We start from the raw sequence: 22,499 nt of genomic DNA, 5'->3' as shown, positions 1-22,499 counted from the left end.
CGGTGGGACCTCAGCAGAATCAGTTGAGTGCCGTGCGTCACAATCAGCCGATCTGATTTTGCGCGGCCGAAAGTCGCGTGTAAAGTAATCTCTGTTGCCAGCGCGAGTGGCGGAATTGGTAGACGCGCTAGCTTGAGGTGCTAGTGCCCAACTTATCGGGCGTGGGGGTTCAAGTCCCCCTTCGCGCACAACAGAGGAAATGGCCTCCGGATCTGATCCGGAGGCCATTTCTCATTCACTCCTGCTGTTGGCCCGGAAATCACGATCGGCGGACACCATGGGTCGGACTGCGACAGTTGTTATAACGTGGATCACGTCAGCATCTTTGCACCTATCCGACGGGAGACACCGTGTACGATTTCAGCGCCGCCGAGGCCGAGGTCACTTCTCTGTGCCAGCAGCTCATTCGCATCGACACACAGAATTGGGGAGGCAACAAGGCCAACCCCGAACGGCCGGCCGCGGATCTCATCGCAGGCTGGTTCGACGAGGTAGGACTGACGTCGACGATCGTCGAATCCGAACCGGGCAGGGCCTCCCTCGTCGCCCGGATCAAGGGAACTGATCCCGAGGCGGGCGCGCTCGTCGTCCATGGCCACACCGATGTGGTTCCGGCTGCGGCAGAGGACTGGAGCGTCGACCCCTTCGCCGGTGTCATCAAGGACGAGCTGCTCTGGGGGCGCGGAGCCGTCGACATGAAGGACATGGACGCGATGATCATCGCCGCCGTCCGCGATATGCTCCGCCAGGGTCTGCGTCCGCGCCGAGACCTCATCATCGCCTTCTTCGCCGACGAGGAGGCGGGTGGGAACTACGGCGCCCGCTATATGGTCCGCAACCACCCGGAGCTCTTCGCGGGAGCCACCGAGGCCATCTCCGAGGTCGGCGGCTATTCCGTCGATGTCCGCGGCCAGCGCGTGTACCTCGTCCAGACCGCAGAGAAAGGCCTCGCTTGGCTCAACCTCATCGCCCACGGCACGGCGGGTCACGGTTCCCAGCGCAATGATGACAACCCGGTCACCCGGCTTGCCGCAGCCATCGCCCGCATCGGCGAATATCCATGGCCGCAGGAGATCCCGGTCGCAACAAGGCAACTCCTCGAAGGAGTCGCGGAGATCACCGGCATCGAATTCCGGGCCGATACGATCGGTGAGCTCCTGGCCGAACTCGGCTCTGTCGAGAAGTTCGTCGCCCCGACCCTGCAGAACACCTCGAATCCGTCATTCCTCAATGCCGGGTACAAGCACAACGTCATCCCCGGCACGGCCACGGCCTACGTCGACTGCCGGACCCTGCCAGGTCAGCACGAGGATGTGATGCTCAAGATCAAGGAGCTCGCGGGGGAGGGCATCGACATCGAGGCCAATGACGAGGGAGATGCTTTGGAAGCGCCCTTCGACACGCCGCTGGTCGCACAGATGCGCAAGAGCCTGCTCGATGACGACCCCTCAGCGAAGGTTCTGCCGTATACGCTGTCGGGCGGAACGGACAATAAGTCCATGGCAGAACTGGGCATCACCGGCTACGGGTTTGCGCCGCTGCAGCTGACCGGTGACCTCGACTTCCCGGCGATGTTCCACGGCGTCGATGAGCGAGTGCCGATCTCCGCACTCAAGTTCGGGGCGAGGGTTCTGGGCGATTTCCTGATGAAGGCATAATCGTAATCGCGATCCCGAGGAGCACCAGGGCGGCACTGATGACCGTTGTGGTGCTCACCAGGGATCCGGGCAAGGGCAGCAGGAGATCGAGCAGGAGCGCGCCGAGGAGATTTCCGAACAGCGAGAACAGGCTGAGCAGCAGCACGCCGAGCTTCGCCACGGTCAGCGCTGTCAACCCGATGAAGATGACGCCGAAGGCCCCACCGAGCAGCATCCACCACTGAGTGGGCTCCGTCGGAAAACCTGCCCAGGTCACCCCGGAGAGCATGATGACCCCAGCCGCCGCGAGCAGAGCGAGGAAGCCGACGGCGAAGTTCACAGTGGTGGCGACGATGACCGAGCCTGTGGCGGCTTTGATCCGCCCGTTGAACGCCTGCTGGACGGAGGTCAGGGCACCAGAGACGAAGGGCAGCAGCAGGGCCCAGAGAGGCACTCCCAGGTTGAGTCGCTCTGACGCGCCGTAGACCAGGGCGGCGATGACGACGAGGACCCCGAAGACCCGGAGAAACGTCAGGCGCTGCCTCCCGCCCGGTGGCAGGCGTGTGGAATCGACGGCGAGACCACCGGTCACCTGGCCGGAGACGAAGGCCATGGTGAACATCGCGACACCCATGATCGGCACGGTGGATGCCTGAGCGATGACGACGAGGCCGCCGCTGAGACCGCCGAGCAGCATCCACCAGGGCATCGCGTGAGTGCGGAGAAGTCGGATCAGAATTCTGGCGCTGGCCCGAGACCGGGAGGAGCACAGCAGAGTCGTGCCCACGAGGATGAGCCCGATGATGAACGAGACGAGTGCGGCGAAGACAGAGTGACCCAGGATCGGACCGAGCAGGCCGTTGGCACGACCTTGGAGGGACATGGCACCGCCGGCCACGATGGTGACGAGGCCGGCGAAGAGGACAGGGAGGAGCGCAGCGGGTGACTTCACAGTGCCGGTGTCAGCTGCTCAACGTCAGAGGCATGATCTTACGACGCAGCCAGACGGTCTTGGTGCCTCCCACGGAGATCCGGGTCCGTGCGAGCTCCCATTTGCCGTACTCCGCCTCGTCATTGAGTTCCTGGAGACTGACAGATCGCGGTGTTTCTCTGGAGAACGAGACCTTGCGAAACTTATAGGCCATGCTGGGACGCTGACGCTTCATAGGCCCACTGTAAACGATCTGGGCTAGTGTTGGTCACATGCCCGTCATCGTTCTCCTCCGGCACGGCGTCTCCAGTGCGAATACGGCAGGGATCCTCGCCGGACGCGCTCCCGGCGTGTCGCTGACCGATCAGGGTGTCAGCGCCCTTCGCGACACCCTGCGGATGCTTCCCCAGCGACACTTCTCCCGCCTGCTGCATTCGCCCCTCATGCGATGTGAGCAGACGGCTCAGATCGCGGCGTCTGCGGTCACCGCCGATTCTGTTGCCGCCGTCGATGACCTCATCGAACTCGACTACGGCGAATGGACCGGTCGGAGCCTGAAGGAACTCGGCAGCGAAGAGCTGTGGAAGACCGTCGTCGAACGGGCATCGCAGGCGCGTTTCCCCGGTGGGGAATCCATCGCCGAGGCGGCCGACCGTGCCGTGTCACAAGTGAGAACCGTCGTCGACGAGCTCCGCACAGAAGAACGCAGCGACGAGGAAGAGCGCAGCCGCAGCACAGAGGATCGTGGGGGCAGAGCCGATCGTTGGGCGATGCTGGTCTCCCACGGCGACATCATCAAGGCGATCATTGCCGATGCGTTGGCGATGCCCCTCGATGATTTCCAGCGCATCAGCGTTGCCCCGGGCTCCTTCACCGTCATCGACTTCTCGGGGCCACGGCCGGTGCTGACGGCGATGTCGGTCACCGCCGCTGGGCTCTCCGAGGGGAGCGCACCCGGCGGCGGCGGACTGCGCTGACGCTCAACCGAGCCAGCCAGCGCCGATCACGTGGCGGCGAGGACTCCCGTGCCCAGCAGGATGTAGAGCACGATGCCCAGTGCCACGCGGTACCAGACGAAGATCGCGAAGGACTTGGTCTTCACGTAGCCGAGGAACCAGTGGATGACGAGGAGTCCCAGTCCGAAGGCGATGATGGTGGCCAGGATTGTCGGTCCCCAGCCGATGACCGTGTCCGTGCTGCCGAGCGTCTGGAAGACACTGTAGAAGCCGGACCCCAAGACCGCTGGAATGGCGAGCAGGAACGAGTAGCGGGCAGCGGCAGGACGGTCGAAGCCCATGAAGCGCCCGGCCATGATCGTACCGCCGGAGCGTGAGACACCCGGGATGAGCGCCAGCGCCTGGGCGAATCCGTAGGCGATGCCCTGGCCCCAGCTCATGTCCTCAAGGGTGCGTTCCCTCTTGCCCACCCAGTCGGCGAGGCCGATGACGAGTCCGAAGACGATGAGCATGGTTGCGGTGATCCACAAGCTGCGCAGTGCACCCTCGATGGCGTCCTGGAACAGCAGACCGAGGATGACGATCGGAATCGAACCGACGATGATCAGCCAGCCGAGCCGGACTTCAGGGTCCTTGCGGTCGTGCTTGCCGACCAGCGCCTTGCACCATTTGGAGATGATGGAGACGATGTCGCGCCAGAAGTACACGACGACAGCTGCCTCGGTGCCGATCTGGATGATCGCGGTGAAGAACGCGCCAGGATCCTGGCCCGGCAACATGAACTCACCGACGATGCGCACATGCGCTGAGGACGAGATCGGCAGAAATTCTGTCAGTGCCTGAACGATTCCAAGCACAGCTGCGACCAGCCAGTCGTACATGCGTCTCCTTGAGAAAGTGGGATGGGAACGAAACCACGGTAGTCGCCGAATCAGGTAACCTCAACAATCATGAAGCATCAACGCCTCGGCAGAACCGGTCTTGAAGTCAGCGATGTGGGTCTCGGCACATTCGAGTGGGGACACCGAGTCGACGCCGCAGTCGCACAGCGACTCGTCGATGAGTACGTCGGCGCTGGTGGGAACCTCATCGAGCTTCCCAGTTCGGGAGTCCACGCGGCTCAGGTGGTGTCTCAGCTGAGTCTTCCTGAGCAGATCGTGTTGCTTGCCCGAGTGGGCGTGTCCATGAGTGAGTCATCCCACATCGAGGTGGGTCTGGGCAGGGCTCGGATCCTCAATCAGGTCGATGCCCTGCTCAGTGCCACCGGACGTTCCCACATTGACATGCTCATCCTCGATGTCTTCGATGCTGAGGTGGACAGGGCAGAGACCGCCTCGGCGATCGATACCCTGCTGACGTTGGGCAAGATCCGCTACGTCGGCGTGTCCCACCATGCCGGCTGGGAGTTGGCGGAGATGCGCGGAGCAGGTCTGCCGATCTCCTGCGCGATCGCGGAATACTCCCTGCTCAACCGGGAGGCAGAGCACGATCTTCTGCCGGCTGCGAACTACGCAGGCGTGGGACTCATCGCCGGTGCCGGCCTGGGCAGGGGAGTGCTGAGCGACAAGTATCGGCGCGGCACCCCACAGGACTCACGCTTCGCGGTGGGTGAACTCACCGACTATGTCGGGGCCTATCTCGATGAACGAGCGACGCGGGTGCTGGCAGGAGTCCGCAAGGCGGCTGCGGCATTGGGAGTGACGACGACAGACATCGCGCTGGCGTTCAACAGGTACCAGGGAGTCGCCTCATCATTGGTCTCGGCCCGCACCCCTGAGCAGATGGCTCAGCTGCTCAGCAGTGAAATCGAACTCGAACCCGAGATCGCAGAGGTCCTCGACCAGATCTCCTGAGGTCGCGGCCGGTTCGTACCTGATTCAGTCGTCTTCGTCGTCCTCGTCGATGGCGAAGTCACCGTCGAGTTCGTTGTCCTCGTCATCCTCCTTGGCGTCTTCGACATCGTCGAAGAGCTCAAACGGAGTGACCTCGTCGTACGCGGTGTAGATCGCGTCCTCATAGATTTCGAAGGCGTCGGCCAAGGCCATGTAGGCGGCTTCGACACGGGGGTCTTGGTCTCCATTGCGGTGTGCGGATGCAGCGAAGTGTTCACCCACTGCTTCGAGGAATGCGTCCAGGGCCTCACGAGGATCAGTGCTCATGACTCAAATGTATCCCAGGGAAGTCGGACATGTAAGTCTTTGAACTAGGCTGAAGGCATGGCAGCTTTGTACGACCACCCCACCCCAGATCGATTCGTCGTCGGCACGATCGGTCTGCCCGGCGAGCGAACGTTCCTCTTACAGGCGAAATCCGGAACTTCGCTGACCACAGTGGTGGTCGAGAAGGAGCAGGTCGAAATCCTCGCCGATCGCGTCACCGAACTTCTCGATATGGTCATGGTCAAGGATCCCGCGGCGCGAGTGCCGCAGTCTGCGATCGACGAACGCATCGACAACGCCGGACTCAACGTCCCGATCGAACCTGAATTCCGGGTCGGCACCATGAGCCTGGGTTGGGACACGGTCGCCCATGAGCTTGTGGTCGAATGCTTCGAACTCACCGAGGAGGATGCTCAGACGGGCACCTCAGCAGAACCGGATGACGATGAGGTCGAGCGAGAGGTGCTGCGCATCGTTCTCGACGCCGCCGGCTCCCGCGAGTTCGCCCGCCGGGCCGACCAGGTCGTCTCCGCTGGTCGCGGCGACTGCCCCTTCTGCTCGCTGCCGCTGGAGCCCGAAGGGCACCTGTGCCCCCGTGCCAACGGCATCGCCCGCGTTTAAGAGACTCATGCACGAAGCCTTCGCCCGGCAGGCCCTGGAACAGGGCACCTGCACCGTTATGGGAGCGATCCCGCGGGCCAGCAACGACACCCGCCTCGTGGTCGTCGACCACGCAGGCACCCACTTCAAAGCCGTCTACAAGCCGGTATCGGGAGAGCGACCGCTGGCGGACTTCCCACCGCACACCCTCTCGCTGCGCGAAGTGGCGTCCTACCGGCTGAGCGCTCACCTCGACTTGAACGTGGTTCCGCCGACCGTCCTGCGGGGAGACCTGGGAGCGGGGCCAGGGTCGCTCCAGGCCTATGTCGAGGACTCCGGGGACGATGACGCCGTCGCCCTCACCGAAGTCGACGGCATCCCTGCCGAGCACACTCCGATGTTCGCCCTGCGAACCGAGGACGGCACCGATCTGGTGCTGTCCCATGACGCACGGGAGGGGCTGCGGGCGATCGCCTTCTTCGACCTCCTCGCGAACAACGCCGACCGGAAGGCCGGCCACATCATCACCGGCAGCTACCTGCCGGGCAGCGGTGCGGCCAGCATCGGCACCTACGGCATCGACAACGGTCTGACGTTCCACGCCGAGGAGAAGGTGCGCACCGTGCTGTGGGGTTTCTCTCATCAGTCATTCCGGGTCGAAGAGATCGACGCCCTCGACGAGGTGGTCCGAATGCCCACGGAGCTGCGGACCGTGTTGGATGAATCCTTGGAAGAGACAGAGATCGAGAGCCTGCGCGCCCGGGCGGAGCGTCTGGGAGAGGCCGGAACGTTCCCCGATCCGCCGCAGGATCGGACAGTCATTCCCTGGCCGCCGATCTAGAGACGGCACGGCCTGAGACCGGAGGTGCCGTTCTGCTATGACTCGGTTAGGCTGGTCTCCGTGAAGTCATGGTCCGAACCTCAGCTACCCCGCCTCACCAGCTCCGGAAAGGTGCCGACAGTCTTCGACACCGGCACCCGGAGCCCACGCAGACTCAAAGGGCGTGACCAGGCGGCCGGTCTCTATGTATGTGGAATCACCCCGTACGACGCCACCCATCTTGGTCACGCGGCGACCTATGTCGCCTTCGACCTCTTGAACAGGGTGTGGCGCGATGCGGGGCTCGACGTCGTCTATGTGCAGAACACCACCGATGTCGATGACCCTCTGCTCGAACGGGCCAACGCCACCGGAGTCGATTGGCGTGAACTCGCAGAGTCGCAGATCGAGCTGTTCCGCGAAGACATGACGGCGTTGCGCGTGCTTCCGCCGCAGAACTACATCGGCGTCGTGGAGTCGGTTGACCAGATCGTCGCAGCGGTCGAGGACCTCGTCGAGTCGCGGGCTGCATACACCCTCGACAACGGCGACGTGTACTACCGCGTCTCAACTCCGATCAATCCGCCCTTCGGCAGCGTCAGCCACGATGACCGGGCCACGATGGCCAAGCTCTCTGCCGAGCGCGGCGGCGACCCGGACACACCGGGCAAAGACAATCAGATCGATCCTCTGCTGTGGAAGGCCGCACGCGAGGGCGAACCGTCCTGGGACGGCGGGAAACTCGGGCCGGGACGACCGGGCTGGCACATCGAATGCACCGTCATCGCCAACAACTACGCGGGACTGCCCGTCGACGTTCAGGGCGGCGGCAGCGACCTGGTGTTTCCACATCACGAGATGAGCGCAGCTCACGCAGCGGCGTGGAAGCAGACACCGCTGGCTCGGACCTATATGCACACAGGCATGGTCGGCTACCAGGGCGAGAAGATGAGCAAGTCCAAGGGCAACCTGGTCCTCGTCTCGAAGCTGCGCGAACAGGGCGTCGACCCGATGGTCATTCGCACAGTGCTGCTGTCCAACCACTACCGCAGCGACTGGATCTTCACCGACGAGCTGCTCGAGTCCGCCTCGGCGCGACTGCGGGCGTGGAAGCATGCGGCAATGTGCGAAGCCGAATGCCGGGAGGGACTGCGCGGACACATCATCGGTCTGCTGCGTGAGTCTCTGGCCGATGATCTCGACAGCCCCCGTGCGTTGGGAATCCTCGACGAGTGGGCCGAGCACTATGCGGACTCACCCGCTGCCGAGACCGCACCGGTGTGCGGTGACCGGGTCGCGGACGCCGTCGATGCCCTGCTCGGCCTCGATCTGCACAGCTGAGCCTAAGCCCTCTACTTCTCGCGACCCCGTTTGCGCAGGTAGCGTTCGAACTCGGCGGCGATCGCATCGCCGCTGGCTTCGGGCAGCTCCGTGGAATCGTTGAGCTGTTCGAGTCCCTTGAGCAGCTCGACGAGGTGCGGGTTGTTGGCGACCAACTCATCGGCGCCGAGCTCCCATGCGCGGCTCTCCTCCTCGAGGATGGGAATATCGATCTCGAGTCCCGTGTACTTCTCCACCGCTGACGCCAGGGCCAATTCAGCCTTGGGCGAAGGGGAGTCGGTGAGATAGTCGGGCACACCGACCCATAGGTTGATCGCGTGGCGTCCACGCCTGTCGCATTCGACGCCGAGGAGGCCGAGGATGCCGATCGGTCCCGCATAGCCGTTGACGTCGATGTTCAGATCTGCGGCGAGCACTGCATCCTCTGTGTTCGCGACGACAGGCAGAGGACGCGTATGGGGGACCTCCGCGTGCAGACCTCCGAGCAGGACCACGCAATCCTCGGCGGTGACCTCGGACAGGATGAGCGAGAGGAATTCGCGCCACTTCAGTCCCGGCTCATGTCCCTGGATGACGGTGACCGGCGTGCCCAGATGCTGCCCCCGGTGGACTTCTATTCCCGGCCACGCGATCGTGGCGCGGCCCGTTTCGTCCCGAACGATCTCAGGCTCTGAGAATCTGAACTCGTAGAATCCGTCGGTGTCCAAGATCTCACTCTCGTCCAGTCGCCATGACTCGATGAGATCCTTGACCAGTGAACTGGCGGCCTCGGAGGCATCCGCGTCCTGTCCTTCGAAGGCGATGAACACGAGTGCCCCGGACCCTGATGGAAGAAAACTCATGCTTCAAGATTACGCTGGAATCATGACGAATCCTGCCGCAGTCCTCTGGGACATGGACGGAACTCTGGTTGATACGGAACCGTATTGGATCAGAGCCGAGACCGAACTGATGAACGCGCACGGCATCAGCTGGAGCGAAGAGCAGGGTCTGGAGTTCGTGGGCAACGACCTTCTCACCTCCGCCGCCATGATGCAGGATGCTGGACTCGACCTTCCGGCCGCCGTCATCGTCGACACCCTTCTCGACCAGGTCGTAGCGAAGATCGAGGAAGCAGTGCCGTTTCGTCCTGGAGCTCTCGAATTCCTCGCTGCGATCGTCACCGCTGGCATTCCCTGTGTGATGGTCACGATGTCCTACCGGCGACTCGCCGAGGCGGTCATCTCGGCATGCCCGGACGGCAGCTTCGTCGGCCTCATCTCCGGGGACGAGGTCACCGCCGGAAAACCCGATCCAGAGCCCTATCTCAAGGGAGCGGCGCTGCTTGAGCTCGACCCGGGAGCCTGTGTGGCGCTCGAGGATTCGAAACCCGGACTCGCCAGCGCAGAAGCAGCAGGCACAATCGCCATCGGCATTCCCCATCTGGTGGCGCTCGAGGAGCGTCCTGGCCGGATCCTGTGGTCGAGCCTCGAAGGGCGCGGAATTGCTGACCTGAGAGAACTCACGTCCCGACAATCCGTGTGATCTCCGGGGTCGGCGGGGGAGTGTTGCCCCACGCGGGGCACAGCGGTTTGAACGTGCACCAGTTACACAGTGGTGACTTCTTCGGGCGCCAGCGGTCGGCCTCGGCGGAGGCGATGATGTCCTTCCAGATCGACTCGATCTCGAACTGGGTGCGTTCGATGTCACTCATCGTGGGGTGAGACTTGAGGATGCTCTGCGACCCCAGGTACATGAGCTGGAGCGTGTGCACGAGCTCACCCGTGAGGCGATACTCGACGAGGGCGTAGAAGCCCATCTGGAAATGGGCCTCCCTGCCGTACTGGGGCTTGGGCTGCTTTCCGGTCTTGTAGTCGACCAGACGCTTCTCACCTCCCGGTGCGACATCGACGCGGTCGATGAAGCCCCGCAGCTCGAGGCCGTTGTCGAGCCGCGTGCGCACGTACTTCTCCGTCTCATCGGGCTCGAGGTGCTCCGGGAACTCGAGCCTGAAGTAAGACTGCAGCAGCTTGCCCGCAGTTGTGAAGAATGTCTCCTTCTCGCCTTCATCGCCGAAGATCTCGAGCACAGTTGGGTCCTTCTCGACGAGCTCGTCCCAGCTGGGACGAAGCAGGGCCTCGGCGACATCCTGCGTCCGCTGTGCCGCGGGAAGTTCGAAGAGCTTCTCAAGGACGGAATGGACGACGGTCCCTCTGAAAGCGGCCTGCGAAGGCGGTTCCGGAAGCTTGTCGATGCTGCGGAAACGAAATTTCAAGGGACATTGTACGAAGTCGTTGGCCCGTGAGGGCGAAAGACTGATCAGCTCGGCCATGTCACCACTGTAACGACTTGGTCTGACACGACGCGTGAGACCGCGGTGGCGAGCCTGTCGCTGATAGGCTGAGTGAACCCGACCCCAAGCTAGAGGAACTCCATCGATGGCCGCGAAAAAACACCAGACTGGTGCCTCTTCGGGCTTGCGCCTGGGCACTGTTCTCGGCGCCCCGGTGATCCTGGCCTGGTCATGGTTCCTCGCCGCTTTCGTGATCACGATTCTGTTCGCCCCGTGGGTGAATACCGTCCGGCCCGACCTCGGTGTCTGGGCCTGGTTCGTCGCGTTCGCGTATGCGGTTCTGCTGTTCGGTTCGGTCTTCCTCCACGAACTGGCGCACGGTGTCGCCGGACAGTTCTATGGACTCAAGGTCGCCGCGATCGAGCTCAATATCTGGGGCGGGTTCACCAGGTTCGAACCTCAGGCGGAGAATCCGCGTGACAAGGCCGCGCTGACCAGCTTCGTCATCTCCATCGTCGGTCCGATCGTCAACATAGTCTTGGCCCTGTTGGGCTGGTGGTGTCTGAGCGCGGTCTCGCCGACTTCGGTTCCATGGCTCCTGCTCATCGCAGTGACATTCGCGAACGTCGCACTCGGTGCCATCAACCTCCTGCCCGGAATTCCGCTGGACGGCGGGTGGGCGCTGCAAGCCCTGATGTGGCGCCTGACAGGCTCGCAGTACCTGGGAACGATCGTCGCCAGCTGGGTCGGTCGAGTCATCGCAGTCGGCTTCATCGGCTGGTCCGTCATCACACCGCTGCTGGCAGGTGAGCGCCCCGACCCGCTGACCGTGGCGTGGATGTCGCTCATCGCCATCATGCTGTGGTTCTCCGCAGGGGACGCCGCGACTCATGCGAAGCGAGCACGGAAGATGGAGACCTACGACCTCTCGCAGGTCATCCAGCCTGCCATCGCAGCAACCTGGGACGCGGATCTGGCCGACACACTCGACTATGCGAACACGCTGGGCAATGCAAAGGAACGCACCCTCATCGTCGTCCTCGACCAGAAGGGCCTGCCCTACGGGCTCGTCGACAGGCATGCGGCAGCCGGTCGTCTGGCCGAGTCGCTGGACCAGGTCCCAGCAGGCGAAGTGGCCAGGCCACTGGCCGGGTGGATCGGAGTCCCTAAGGACATCACGGCACCGCACCTGCTTGAGTCCCTGACTCATCGCCCCAAGGCGCAGTTCAGCCTGGTCATGGATGAGAACACTCTCGTCGGCGTCATCGATCTGCAGGAATTCTTCGACGAGCTGCTCGCAGCCTGAACCGGGTGTGCTGAGATACTTGTCATCAGCGTAGAGTGGACGCATCATGACTGAGGCAAGCCATACCGAACCCGACCGGGCCCTGAAGACCGGTGAGAAGATTCAGCTCACCGACCCCAAGGGCCGAATGCACACGATCGTGCTGGCTCCCGGAGAGCTGTTCCACACCCACAAGGGACTCATCGAACACGATGCCATCATCGGTCGCACCGAGGGAATCATCGTGGCGAACACCGGGGGCATCGACTTCCAGGTCTTCCGTCCGCGCTACGAGGACTTCGTCCTGTCCATGCCCCGCGGGGCAGCGGTGGTCTATCCCAAGGACTCGGGACTCATCGTCACCCTCGGCGATATCTTCCCCGGTGCAGTGGTCGTAGAAGCCGGCGTCGGTTCCGGGGCACTGTCGATGGCTCTGCTGCGGGCAGTCGGCCCCACAGGCAGGCTCCACTCGTTCGAACTCCGCGAGGAATTCGCCACCATCGCAGCCGGAAACATCGCAGACTTCTTCGATGGTCGACCCGAGAACTGGTCGGTCACGGTGGGAGATCTCTCCGATGAGCTGCCGCACTCCTACGAGGCGGGCACCGTCGACCGGGTCGTCCTCGACATGCTCACGCCATGGAACACACTGGATGCAGTCGCCACCGCGCTGGCACCCGGGGGAGTCGTCATCGCCTACGTTGCGACCGTCCCTCAGCTCTCCCGTTTCGTCGAAGCCCTGCGTGCCACAGACTGCTTCAGCGAACCGCAGTCCATGGAGGCCATGGTCCGAGGGTGGCATGTGGATGGGCTTGCAGTACGGCCCGACCACCGGATGATCGCGCATACCGGTTTCCTGGTCATCGCCCGCCGCATGGCACCAGGAGTGGCTCCGCTGGAGAAGAAGAAGCGACCACAGGGCACCCCGGCATCGACCGAAGACGTCGATGCCTGGACAAAGCCGGAAGTCACCGATGAAGCAGTCGGAGCCAGAGTCGCGCAGGGAAAGAAGCTGCGCCGCGTCATGCGTGAGGCGGGAAAACGGTTGAACCAAGAACCGACGACCCCCGAAGCCAACGACCGAGAGCCAGCCAGCCAAGCCTCGAACACCCCCGGGTCGAAGGAGGACCAATGACCGAAACCACGACCGAAGTCAAACGACTGCGCGAGGACACTGCGTCATTGCGCCAACAGCTCTTCAGCGCCGGGAAACGCAATGAAGCCCTGTCGAAGACCCTGCGTACAGCACGCGATGAGCTGAACCGGATCAAGGAGGAGGCCCGTCGACTGACGGAGCCGCCCAACAACTGGGGCACACTCATCGCTCTCGGTGAATCGGGGCTGAGCGCCGACGTCATCGTCGGCGGCCGCAGAATGCGCGTCGCCGTCGGACCCGAGGTGGAGCCGGCACACCTGCGCGCCGGTGCCGATGTTCTGCTCTCGGAAGGTCTTGTCATCATCGGGACCGGGTCCTTCGCCTCGGTCGGCTCCGTCGTCAATGTACGCGAATTCGTCGACGACACCCGGATCCTCGTCGGTGCTCCCGGCGACGACGAACAGGTCTTCATCCTCGGCGAGGACCTCGTCGATGCCGGCCTGCGCGTCGGCGATGCCGTGGTCGTCGATTCCCGCACACACTATGCCCTTGAGGTCGTTGAGAAGCCGGAGGTCTCTTCGCTTCTGCTCGAAGAGGTCCCGGACATCACCTACTCCGACATCGGTGGATTGGCCGATCAGATCGGCCAGATCAAGGACGCGGTGGAACTGCCCTTCGAGCACCCGCAGCTCTACACCGAGCATGGTCTCAAACCGCCGAAGGGCATCCTGCTCTACGGCCCTCCCGGCTGTGGCAAGACCCTGATCGCGAAGGCCGTGGCCAATTCTCTGGCCGACCGGACCGGTGCCGGTCAGTCCCGCAAGACCTACTTCCTCAACATCAAGGGCCCGGAGCTGCTAGACAAATACGTCGGCGAGACCGAACGTCAGCTTCGTCTCATCTTCGCCCGGGCCAGGGAGAAAGCGTCGGCAGGATTCCCCGTCGTCGTCTTCTTCGACGAAATGGAGTCGCTGTTCCGCACCCGCGGTACCGGCAAGTCCTCGGACGTCGAGACGACAATCGTGCCGCAGCTGCTGACCGAAATCGACGGTGTCGAACAGCTCGACAACGTCATCGTGATCGGCGCATCGAACCGCGAAGACCTCATCGACCCCGCAATCCTGCGTCCGGGACGCCTGGATGTGAAGATCCGCATCGAACGTCCCGATGCCGATGCGGCTCGCGACATCTTCGAGAAGTACCTCACCGCAGAACTGCCCCTGCATGCAAGCGTGCAGACCGGTCATGAGACCCCCGCCGAGGGGGTGTCGGCCCTGATCTCGTTCTGCGTCGACCGCATGTATGCACTGTCACCGGAGAACGAATTCGTCGAGGTCACCTATGCCGACGCTACGAAAGAAGTTCTCCACTTCGCGGACTTCGCCTCTGGAGCCATGATCCACAACATCGTGGACCGGGCCAAGAAGAGTGCGATCAAATCGCTTCTGGAGACCGGTGAGCGCGGTCTTCAGCCGAAGCACTTCGAAGAGGCCATCGCTGAGGAATTCAGCGAGCACGAGGATCTGCCCAATACGACGAACCCCGACGAGTGGGCGCGGATCTCCGGTCGCAAGGGCGAGCGGGTGACACATCTGCGGATGATGCATCTGGATACGACGCGTGGAGCGCCTGTGGTTCCGCTGGAGAGGGATATCGCCGAGGTGTACCCGAACTCAGACCTGGTCTGAACTGGTTCTCCGGTCCTTTCCGGTACGGATCAGCGGCGGTTACGGATCAGCGGCGGCGTCGGCGTGGGCTGGTGCTGCCGCCGGTCACGGCCGTGGCGATGAGCCGCCATCCGACCAGGGTGATGAGGTTGAGGGTGGCAGCGACGACGATGAATGCTCCTTGTGTTCCCGCGCCCGTGAGTGCACGGAGGACCATGCCTGCCAGCACAGTGATCGCCCACACTGCAGTTCCCGTCGCCAGTGGCGCAATCGGACGGTCCCAGACAGCCGACAGCAGCCAGGCGATGCCCAGTCCGGCCAGGAACGGCCACGCTGTGGTCAGGAGCCCCTGGGGATCGAAATTATGAGAATGTGTGTAATGACCGATGATGGTGAATAGGACAACCAGGATGAGGTCGACGATCAACGCGATCGGGAGATGAGATTTCTTCGCAGCCACGTCCCCGAGTCTAAACGTTAGAGGGAGTTCAGATGCTCAGTGTCCACCGTGTGATGGGTTCCGAAACCGAGTTCGGACTGAGCCGACCGGGCAATCCGGGAGCGAATCCGATGCGTGACTCGGCGCGTGTCGTCGACGCCTATGCGGGGCCGCGCGGACTGAAGTCCTCACAGAACTTCTGGGACTTCGCCACCGAATCGCCACTCGCGGACGCACGCGGCTTCTTCATGAACGTCGCCGACGCCGACATCTCCCAGCTCACCCACATGCCCCAGGAATCCGTGGAAGCACAATACCTCGCCAATGTCGTGACCGAGAACGGCGCCCGCTACTACGTGGACCATGCCCACCCCGAATACTCTTCACCGGAGGTGCTGACTCCGCGTGATCTCGTCACCTTCGATCGTGCGGGAGACATGGTGGCGTTGGCCTCGGTGCGCAGCCTGGAGGCCACGGACGAACCCGTCAACCTCTACAAGAACAACACCGATTCGAAGGGGTCCTCCTACGGCACCCACGAGAACTACCTCGTTGATCGGGCAGTGGATTTCGACGACCTCGTCTCCGGATTGATCCCGTTCTTCGTCAGCAGGCAGATTCTCTGCGGGTCCGGACGCGTGGGCATCGGACGCGAAGGTGAGACTGCGGGCTTCCAGATCTCCTCCCGCGCTGACTTCTTCGAAGCGCAGGTGGGACTCGAGACCACCCTGCGCAGGCCCATCGTCAACACCCGCGACGAACCCCACGCCGATCCGGCCAAATATCGTCGGCTGCACGTCATCATCGGCGATGCCACAATGGCCGAGCCGGCCACGCTGGTCAGATTCGGGTCGACCTCCCTCGTGCTCGGCCTCATCGAGGCAGGACTCGTCCCCAAGCTCGAACTCGCAGATCCGATGCAGGCCCTGTGGGATGTCAGCCATGATCTGAGTCTGAGCACGAAGCTGCCCATGTCCGACGGCACCTCGATGACGGCTCTCGAGATCCAGGACACCTACTACTCGGCCTGCTTCGAACACGCCGGCGATGACGCGGACACCACCGAGGTTCTCAGCGAATGGAAGCGATTCCTCGACGGCTTGGCCAACGACCCACGCAGCCTGTCCGACTCCATCGACTGGATTGCCAAATGGGTGCTGCTCGAAGGCTACCGGAAGAAGGAGAACCTTGACTGGGACCATCCGAAGCTCGCGCTCATCGACGTCCAGTACCACGACGTTAGGCCCGAGAAGGGTCTGTTCTACAAGCTTGAGAAAGCCGGACGGATCCGCCGGCTGACGACCGATGGTGAAGTCGAGAAGGCCGTAGTCTCCGCGCCCGACGGAACCCGGGCCTACCTGAGATCACTGGCCGTGACTCGATTCTCGGACTCGCTGGTGGCAGCGAGCTGGGACTCGCTCGTCCTCGACGCCGGAGAGTACGGAATCGTGCGTCTGCCGATGAGCGAACCACTCAAAGGCAACCGTGAACTCCTCGAGGTCAGACTGGCTGAAGTGCACGACTCACAGGCACTGCTGCAGGCACTGGGAGTGGATAGACTGAAAACGACGAACGATGAAAGAGGTGCGAAATGAGTTCGCAGGAACAGGTTCAGAGAGACCATTCGGCCGGCGGGGGAGAACCACCCGCCGAACCGCCGGAGGCCGTGCAAGGTCAGATCAACACACAGAACGTGGATTCGATCCTCGATGAGATCGACGGAGTCCTCGAATCGAACGCAGAGGAGTTCGTGCGCAACTTCGTCCAGAAGGGCGGCCAATGAGATGTCAGGATTCTCTCCTGCATTTCTGAGTTCGACGAGCAATTCGTTCATCGAACTCGCCCGAGCCGTGGCACCCGAAGCGCTGCCGACCACGGTCGGGCATGATCTGGGGCATCTGGCTCCGGAGGGCACGACGATCATCTGCTTCCGCACCGCCACGGGCATCCTCATGGCAGGAGATCGGCGCGCGACGATCGGGAACATGATCGCCTCCCACTCCATGGAGAAGGTGCGACCAGCCGACGATTTCTCGGTCATCGGCATCGCCGGAACCGCGGGACTCGCGCTCGATCTCATCCGTCTCTACCAGCTCGAACTCGAACACTACGAGAAGATCGAAGGTGCACGCCTGTCGTTGGGAGGCAAGGCCAACCGTCTGGCATCGATGCTGCGCGGAAACCTGAGCTTGGCCATGCAGGGGTTGTCTGTTGTTCCGCTCTTCGCCGGCGTCGACGAAGCGACTCCCGCCGGGCAGATCTTCAGCTTCGACGTCACCGGCGGCAAATACGAAGAGCATCGATTCCATTCGATCGGCTCCGGATCCGGCTACGCACGTGGGGCGCTGAAGAAGCTGTGGCGGCCCGACCTTCATACCGATGCTGCGATCTCGGTGGCTGTTGAAGCCCTCTTCGATGCCTCTGATGATGACTCGGCCACCGGTGGCCCTGATTTCGTCAGGCAGATCGCTCCGACGATCTTCACCGTCGACCTTGAGCACGGGATCGTCGAGATCCCTTCGGCCGACGTGATGTCGATTGCCACTGAGGTCAGCGATCGTCGGACCAGAAAGGCACAGTCATGAATGAGGCACGCCCATGAGCCAGGCACCGTTCTACGTCTCACCCGAGCAGCTGATGAAGGACCGGGCCGACTTCGCCCGCAAGGGCATTGCCCGGGGTCGGTCGGTCGTGGTGCTGCGCTACGACGAAGGCATCCTCCTTTTGGCAGAGAATCCTTCTCCGACGCTGCACAAGATCGCCGAGATCTACGACCGCATCGGCTTCGCCGCAGTCGGCAAATACAACGAGTTCGAGACGATGCGCCAAGCCGGTGTGAGGTACGCGGACCTGCGAGGATATTCCTACCACCGCAGCGATGTCACCGCGCGGGGGCTGACGAACGCATACGCGCAGACGCTGGCCGGGGTCTTCACGACGGAGTCGAAGCCCTTCGAAGTCGAACTCGTCGTCGCTGAACTCGGACTCACCGCCGAGACCGATCAGCTCTACCGGCTCAGCTACGACGGCTCCGTGATCGATGAGACCGAACATGTGGCGATCGGGGGACAGGCCGATGACATCACAGCAACGCTGAAGGACCTGTCCACCTCGGTGCTGCCGCTGCGAGAGGTCTTCGACCATGGTGTGCGCGCTCTTGCCACCGCAGCATCCGGCACAGTGCCGACCCAGGACCTCGAGGCAGCCGTGCTCGACCGGAATGCGAGTGGACACCGTACATTCAAGCGACTCAGTGACGCCATGATGGCGCAGCTGCGGGAGGACTGATGGCCAGAATCTACGGACTCGAGACCGAATACGGGCTTGCCCATTCGGCAGGAGAGGGTGACCGACGCATCGGTCCGGAGGAGATCGCACGCTATCTGTTTCGACCCATCGTCGAATGGGGACGTTCCTCGAACGTGTTCCTGCCCAACGGTTCCCGGCTCTACCTCGACGTCGGCTCCCACCCCGAATATGCCACCGCCGAATGCGATAATCTCAGCGATCTGCTCACACAGGACCGCGCGGGTGAGTCCTTGATGATCGACCTGCTGAATCAGGCACAGACGAGCATCGAAGCCGATGGACTCGGCGGCCGCATCCACATGGTCAAGAACAACACAGATGCGGCGGGGAACTCCTACGGCTCCCATGAGAACTTCCTCATCCGCCGCAATCTCGATTTCAACCGTCTGACCACGGTGCTGCTTCCCTTCCTCGTCTCCAGACAGCTGCTGGTGGGCGCCGGTGCCATCATCCCCGCACAGTCGTCCTTCCAGCCCGACGTCGAGGCGAACCGAGCAGACATGATGTTCGGACTCTCGGCACGTTCTGATGTGATGTGGGAGGGACTGTCCTCGGCCACGACCCGTTCACGCCCGATCATCAACGCTCGAGACGAACCGCACGCAGATGCGGAGAAATATCGTCGTCTCCATGTCATCGTCGGTGATTCCTCGATGTCGACAGCCACCTCGGCGCTCAAGATCGGCTCGGCCGTGCTCATGCTCGACCTCATCGAACAGGGTGCACGCATCCCGGAACACGGTCTGCGCCACGCCGTGCGCGACATCCGCCTCGTTGCCAGGGACCTCACCGGGTCGGTGCAGCTCGAGCGCACGGACGGGACGACGATCACACCGCTGAACCTGCTCACCGACTACCGCGACCGTGCTCAGGTCCTCGTGCAGAAGGGAGACCACAGCCTCGGCGACGATGGGATGGCCGAATACGTCATCGACCTGTGGACCCGGATGCTCGAGGCGATTGCAGCCCAGGACTTCTCCGCAGTCGACCACGAGATCGATTGGGTGATGAAGAAGACGCTCATCGACCGGGCGATGGCCCGCGGCATCGACGATCTCACGGATCCGCGGATCACTCGCCTCGACATCGCCTATCACGACATCACACCCGACACCGGTCTGTTTCCCAAGCTGGAACGCACAGGTTTGGCGAAGAACCTGGTCACGCCCGAAGCACGCGAAAAGGCGAAAGACGTCCCTCCGGCGTCCACCCGGGCAGCCATCCGCGGAGAATTCGTCCGTGCCGCCCATGCCGCACGCCGTGACTACACCGTCGACTGGGTGCATCTGCGACTCAACGACGAATCCGGCCGTGCCGTGGCGCTGAAGAACCCCTTCGAGTCCACGCACCCACAGGCTGAAGCTCTCATCGCGGGCCTGTAAGATCTCAGTGATCTGGTCTTGAACGAAAGGAACCACGTGCGCACCAAAGTGCTCGCCGTCATCGCGGCCGCCACACTTCTGCTGTCCGCCTGCGGACAGGGCGAGGAGGCGGAGGACACGACAAGCGCCCCACCCTCAGTCTCGGCCGAGGACGCGAAGTCGACCAGCCTCGACGACATCACGGTCGAAGGCAAAGTAGGTGAGAAGCCGAAGGTCAGCTTCGACGCACCCCTGGTCGTCGACAAGACCGGAGACACCGTCATCAGCGAGGGCAAGGGCGACAAGGTCGCAGACGGTGAGCAGGTAACCGCACAGATGACCCTGGTCTCGGGCACGACCGGAAAGCAGATCGAGTCGAGCTACGATTCGAAGTCACCGGCCGGGTTCCCGATGGACAAGAGCCAGATCTCGGAGCAGCTCTACAGTGCACTCTTGGACACGAAGGTCGGATCGCGCGTGCTCATGTCGCTCAACGGCAGTGCGCAGGAGGGCCAGCCGGCGCAGACCCTTGTCTACGTCATCGACATTGAGAAGACGACTAAGCCCCTGACCCGCGCCGAAGGCAAGAAGGTCGATCAGTCGAAGAACCCCGTGACGGTGAAATGGGCCGACAACGGTGAACCCTCGATCTCGAAGCCGAAGGGCAAGGCTCCGAAGGAACTCGAATCGTATACGACGATCGAAGGTGAAGGACCGAAGGTCAAGGAGGGCCAGAGCGTGGCCGTGCACTACTCCGGTTGGCTCTGGGACGACAATTCGAAGTACTTCGACTCAAGCTGGCAGGATGGACGCGGACCCTTCGCCGTCGACCCCGTCGGCCAGGCTCAGGTCATCGATGGTTGGAACGAAGGCCTTGTCGGTGCAAAGGTCGGCAGCCAGATCGTCCTCGTCATCCCACCCGACAAGGGATACGGAGAACAGGGCAGCCCGCCGAACATTCCGGGCAATGCCTCCCTCGTATTCGTCATCGACGTCCTCTCGGCCCAAGGCTGAGGACGTCTCGGCTCACGGCTGAGAACACAGACACCACAGAACTACGACTTAAGGAGACACCATGAGCAAGCAGAAACCAGTCGTCGATTTCCCCGGGACTGAGGCTCCGACCGAGCTGGTCATCGTCGATGACATCATCGGTGACGGCGCCGAGGCTGGTCCCGGCAACACCGTGAGCGTGAACTACGTCGGCATCGCCCATTCGACCGGTGAAGAGTTCGACGCCTCCTACAACCGCGGCACCCCGCTCGAGTTCCGCCTCGGCTCCGGCATGGTCATCTCCGGTTGGGACCAGGGCATCCAGGGCATGAAGGTCGGAGGCAGGCGCACCCTGCAGATTCCTCCGCACCTGGCCTACGGCGACCAGGGCGCCGGCGGCGTCATCAAGCCCGGCGAATCCCTGATCTTCGTCTGCGATCTGGAGAACGTGCGCTGAGACGCCAGCAGTGAATCGGCTGCCGAGGCTCAGCTCTCGGCAGCCAATCTGCCCGCCGCGGCAGCAGCGAGAAATGCTGCTGCATCGGCGGGCAGTTTTCGTCCCATCGTCGACAGGCCCACCGGCGAGGACTTGAGGCCTACCCACAGGCCCTCCAGGCTGACACTGACCTGATCATGCATGTGCAGCATCGGCAACTGTGCGGCTGCGACCTCGGCCACGACGGAAGGGTCGGTGTCCATCTCACGACGGTCAGCCTCGGCGAGGGTGGAGAAGTCCGGGACCGGAATCGTCATCCCGGGGCGGGCGATCTCGGCCAGAGAGGTCAGAGAATGATGGGAGACTCCGAAATGCCTGCCGCGGGCATCTGCATTGGACATGCGCAGGACACCGACAGGGGTCCCATTCAGCAGAGCGGCCGCATTGAGGTGCTCACCGGTGACGAGGCCGGAATATCCGTATTTGGTTCCGGTTCCCAGATTTCCCGGTCCCTGCGCGACGATGGCGATATCTGCACCGAGGACATGCCTGGCGGCGAGCAGACCCGTGTGAATCGTCACAGCCTCAAGATCGGCGCCCCAGGATTGGCCGGTGCTGATGGTTCCGTGCAGCCAGCCTGCGTCCTTCAGCCCGGCCGCGGCCTGGGAGAAGCTGGCGGGCAGAGCCGCACCGTCGCTGAGGACATAGGCGATGCGAAGTTCGGGATTGACCGTGCGGATGCCGGCGATGATGGCGGGAAGTGCCGAATGCAGATCCGCGACGAGCACAGGCATCCCACCCAGAGACTCTTCCCTGGCCAGGGTCTCATGGTGTTCAGATTCCTGATCGTCGACGCCGAGGACCATCGTCTGCAGGGGGGAGTAGCGGTCCTTGACCAGATGCCCTGGCCTCTCGGGCGGGTCGGTCGGCAGTGCATCGGGCAGAGCCACGACGAGACCGAAACCTCCGGTGCCCAAGCGTTTGGCCAGAGCCGAGACATTGAGCAGGACCGTGTCCCCGACCTGCGGATGTCCGACGGCCTCGGTATAGGCGACCGCCTTGATGCTGGTGATCGTCGTGCCCGGCAGCGCCTGGTCAATATCGGCCTCGACCTCTGTGTATCCTGGCCGGGTGGAGCGAATCGTGGTCACGGTTCCTCTGCGCCAATGAATCATGGTCTTAAGACTATCGCCCGCA

25 protein-coding genes and 1 tRNA gene are annotated in these 22,499 nt (G+C 62.9%); 18 read left to right on the top strand and 8 right to left on the bottom strand.

Features of this window, described 5'->3' with window-relative positions; all coding sequences use genetic code 11:
• The first annotated feature begins 100 nt into the window (after positions 1–100).
• Positions 101–188 (top strand) — tRNA-Leu (locus ACE03M_RS06310).
• A 162-nt stretch (positions 189–350) separates the two neighbouring features.
• Positions 351–1,658 (top strand): M20/M25/M40 family metallo-hydrolase, encoded by a 1,308-nt coding sequence (locus tag ACE03M_RS06305; RefSeq protein ID WP_485933175.1) that lies wholly within the window; start codon positions 351–353, stop codon positions 1,656–1,658.
• Here the strand turns inward: ACE03M_RS06305 and ACE03M_RS06300 are convergent.
• A complete protein-coding gene (locus ACE03M_RS06300) occupies positions 1,612–2,589 on the bottom strand; it encodes a DMT family transporter (protein ID WP_143921695.1) in 978 nt (325 codons plus the stop codon). The two genes, ACE03M_RS06305 and ACE03M_RS06300, sit on opposite strands and share 47 nt — an antisense overlap.
• Positions 2,590–2,599: 10 nt before the next feature.
• A complete protein-coding gene (locus ACE03M_RS06295) occupies positions 2,600–2,803 on the bottom strand; it encodes a DUF5703 family protein (RefSeq protein WP_485933174.1) in 204 nt (67 codons plus the stop codon).
• A gap of 37 nt (positions 2,804–2,840) precedes the next feature.
• Here ACE03M_RS06295 and ACE03M_RS06290 point away from each other — a divergent pair, with 37 nt between their 5' ends.
• Positions 2,841–3,545 carry a histidine phosphatase family protein gene (locus tag ACE03M_RS06290; RefSeq protein WP_143921694.1) on the top strand — a complete coding sequence of 235 codons (705 nt, stop codon included), beginning with the start codon at positions 2,841–2,843 and terminating at the stop codon, positions 3,543–3,545.
• Positions 3,546–3,571: 26 nt separating this feature from the next.
• On the opposite strand, the gene ACE03M_RS06285 is transcribed toward ACE03M_RS06290, so the two are convergent.
• Positions 3,572–4,405: an undecaprenyl-diphosphate phosphatase gene (locus tag ACE03M_RS06285; RefSeq protein WP_485933173.1), complete on the bottom strand. Its 834-nt coding sequence runs from the start codon at positions 4,403–4,405 to the stop codon at positions 3,572–3,574.
• A gap of 69 nt (positions 4,406–4,474) precedes the next feature.
• On the opposite strand from ACE03M_RS06285, the gene ACE03M_RS06280 reads away from it, so the two are divergent.
• Positions 4,475–5,377 (top strand): aldo/keto reductase, encoded by a 903-nt coding sequence (locus ACE03M_RS06280; protein ID WP_143921692.1) that lies wholly within the window; start codon positions 4,475–4,477, stop codon positions 5,375–5,377.
• A gap of 24 nt (positions 5,378–5,401) precedes the next feature.
• Here ACE03M_RS06280 and ACE03M_RS06275 read toward each other — a convergent pair whose 3' ends face one another.
• Positions 5,402–5,683: a hypothetical protein gene (locus ACE03M_RS06275; RefSeq protein WP_143921691.1), complete on the bottom strand. Its 282-nt coding sequence runs from the start codon at positions 5,681–5,683 to the stop codon at positions 5,402–5,404.
• Between the two features lie 57 nt (positions 5,684–5,740).
• Here ACE03M_RS06275 and ACE03M_RS06270 point away from each other — a divergent pair, with 57 nt between their 5' ends.
• Genes ACE03M_RS06270 through mshC form a run of 3 tightly spaced genes read left to right on the top strand, consistent with a single transcriptional unit; the run spans position 5,741 to position 8,444 of the window.
• On the top strand, positions 5,741–6,304 hold the full coding sequence (locus ACE03M_RS06270) for a DUF3090 domain-containing protein (RefSeq protein ID WP_143921690.1): 564 nt from the start codon (positions 5,741–5,743) through the stop codon (positions 6,302–6,304).
• A 7-nt stretch (positions 6,305–6,311) separates the two neighbouring features.
• A complete protein-coding gene (locus tag ACE03M_RS06265; RefSeq protein WP_485933172.1) occupies positions 6,312–7,124 on the top strand; it encodes an SCO1664 family protein in 813 nt (270 codons plus the stop codon).
• A gap of 60 nt (positions 7,125–7,184) precedes the next feature.
• The gene (mshC, locus tag ACE03M_RS06260; protein WP_143921688.1) at positions 7,185–8,444 is read left to right on the top strand and encodes a cysteine--1-D-myo-inosityl 2-amino-2-deoxy-alpha-D-glucopyranoside ligase; all 1,260 of its coding nucleotides are present in this window, start codon (positions 7,185–7,187) and stop codon (positions 8,442–8,444) included.
• An 11-nt stretch (positions 8,445–8,455) separates the two neighbouring features.
• On the opposite strand, the gene ACE03M_RS06255 is transcribed toward mshC, so the two are convergent.
• Positions 8,456–9,286, bottom strand: coding sequence for a proteasome assembly chaperone family protein (locus tag ACE03M_RS06255; protein WP_143921687.1), 831 nt, complete (start codon positions 9,284–9,286; stop codon positions 8,456–8,458).
• Positions 9,287–9,308: 22 nt separating this feature from the next.
• Here ACE03M_RS06255 and ACE03M_RS06250 point away from each other — a divergent pair, with 22 nt between their 5' ends.
• Complete coding sequence (locus ACE03M_RS06250) at positions 9,309–9,968, top strand: HAD family hydrolase (protein WP_260848020.1); 660 nt, start codon at positions 9,309–9,311, stop codon at positions 9,966–9,968.
• On the opposite strand, the gene ACE03M_RS06245 is transcribed toward ACE03M_RS06250, so the two are convergent.
• Complete coding sequence (locus tag ACE03M_RS06245) at positions 9,946–10,755, bottom strand: RecB family exonuclease (RefSeq protein ID WP_143921685.1); 810 nt, start codon at positions 10,753–10,755, stop codon at positions 9,946–9,948. The genes ACE03M_RS06250 and ACE03M_RS06245 overlap by 23 nt on opposite strands.
• A 106-nt stretch (positions 10,756–10,861) precedes the next feature.
• Here ACE03M_RS06245 and ACE03M_RS06240 point away from each other — a divergent pair, with 106 nt between their 5' ends.
• The 3 genes from ACE03M_RS06240 to arc are packed head-to-tail and all read left to right on the top strand — an operon-like array spanning position 10,862 to position 14,785.
• The gene (locus ACE03M_RS06240; RefSeq protein WP_143921684.1) at positions 10,862–12,022 is read left to right on the top strand and encodes a site-2 protease family protein; all 1,161 of its coding nucleotides are present in this window, start codon (positions 10,862–10,864) and stop codon (positions 12,020–12,022) included.
• 46 nt (positions 12,023–12,068) lie between these two features.
• A complete protein-coding gene (locus ACE03M_RS06235) occupies positions 12,069–13,136 on the top strand; it encodes a tRNA (adenine-N1)-methyltransferase (protein ID WP_485933168.1) in 1,068 nt (355 codons plus the stop codon).
• Positions 13,133–14,785, top strand: a complete 1,653-nt coding sequence (gene arc / locus ACE03M_RS06230; RefSeq protein WP_143921682.1) for a proteasome ATPase — start codon at positions 13,133–13,135, stop codon at positions 14,783–14,785. The genes ACE03M_RS06235 and arc overlap by 4 nt, the downstream gene beginning before the upstream one ends.
• A 46-nt stretch (positions 14,786–14,831) precedes the next feature.
• Here arc and ACE03M_RS06225 read toward each other — a convergent pair whose 3' ends face one another.
• Positions 14,832–15,224 carry a DUF3054 domain-containing protein gene (locus ACE03M_RS06225; RefSeq protein ID WP_143921681.1) on the bottom strand — a complete coding sequence of 131 codons (393 nt, stop codon included), beginning with the start codon at positions 15,222–15,224 and terminating at the stop codon, positions 14,832–14,834.
• A gap of 32 nt (positions 15,225–15,256) precedes the next feature.
• Here ACE03M_RS06225 and dop point away from each other — a divergent pair, with 32 nt between their 5' ends.
• From dop to ACE03M_RS06190, 7 genes are all read left to right on the top strand, one after another.
• A complete protein-coding gene (gene dop, locus ACE03M_RS06220; RefSeq protein WP_485933167.1) occupies positions 15,257–16,798 on the top strand; it encodes a depupylase/deamidase Dop in 1,542 nt (513 codons plus the stop codon).
• Positions 16,795–16,986 carry a ubiquitin-like protein Pup gene (locus ACE03M_RS06215; RefSeq protein ID WP_143921679.1) on the top strand — a complete coding sequence of 64 codons (192 nt, stop codon included), beginning with the start codon at positions 16,795–16,797 and terminating at the stop codon, positions 16,984–16,986. Before dop ends, ACE03M_RS06215 begins: the two co-directional genes overlap by 4 nt.
• Before the next feature lies 1 nt (position 16,987).
• Positions 16,988–17,788 carry a proteasome subunit beta gene (prcB, locus tag ACE03M_RS06210; RefSeq protein WP_485933166.1) on the top strand — a complete coding sequence of 267 codons (801 nt, stop codon included), beginning with the start codon at positions 16,988–16,990 and terminating at the stop codon, positions 17,786–17,788.
• Positions 17,789–17,801: 13 nt separating this feature from the next.
• Complete coding sequence (gene prcA / locus ACE03M_RS06205) at positions 17,802–18,491, top strand: proteasome subunit alpha (RefSeq protein ID WP_143921677.1); 690 nt, start codon at positions 17,802–17,804, stop codon at positions 18,489–18,491.
• Positions 18,491–19,894: a Pup--protein ligase gene (pafA, locus tag ACE03M_RS06200; RefSeq protein WP_485933165.1), complete on the top strand. Its 1,404-nt coding sequence runs from the start codon at positions 18,491–18,493 to the stop codon at positions 19,892–19,894. The genes prcA and pafA overlap by 1 nt, the downstream gene beginning before the upstream one ends.
• A gap of 36 nt (positions 19,895–19,930) precedes the next feature.
• Positions 19,931–20,887, top strand: a complete 957-nt coding sequence (locus ACE03M_RS06195) for an FKBP-type peptidyl-prolyl cis-trans isomerase (RefSeq protein WP_260848019.1) — start codon at positions 19,931–19,933, stop codon at positions 20,885–20,887.
• Positions 20,888–20,948: 61 nt separating this feature from the next.
• Positions 20,949–21,323 (top strand): FKBP-type peptidyl-prolyl cis-trans isomerase, encoded by a 375-nt coding sequence (locus tag ACE03M_RS06190; RefSeq protein ID WP_204235663.1) that lies wholly within the window; start codon positions 20,949–20,951, stop codon positions 21,321–21,323.
• 29 nt (positions 21,324–21,352) lie between these two features.
• Here ACE03M_RS06190 and ACE03M_RS06185 read toward each other — a convergent pair whose 3' ends face one another.
• Positions 21,353–22,477, bottom strand: a complete 1,125-nt coding sequence (locus ACE03M_RS06185; protein WP_485933163.1) for a DUF3866 family protein — start codon at positions 22,475–22,477, stop codon at positions 21,353–21,355.
• Positions 22,478–22,499: the final 22 nt, after the last annotated feature.

Source organism: Brevibacterium sp. AGC70, assembly GCF_057334195.1.
This window is presented reverse-complemented; position numbering and strand designations above follow the sequence as displayed.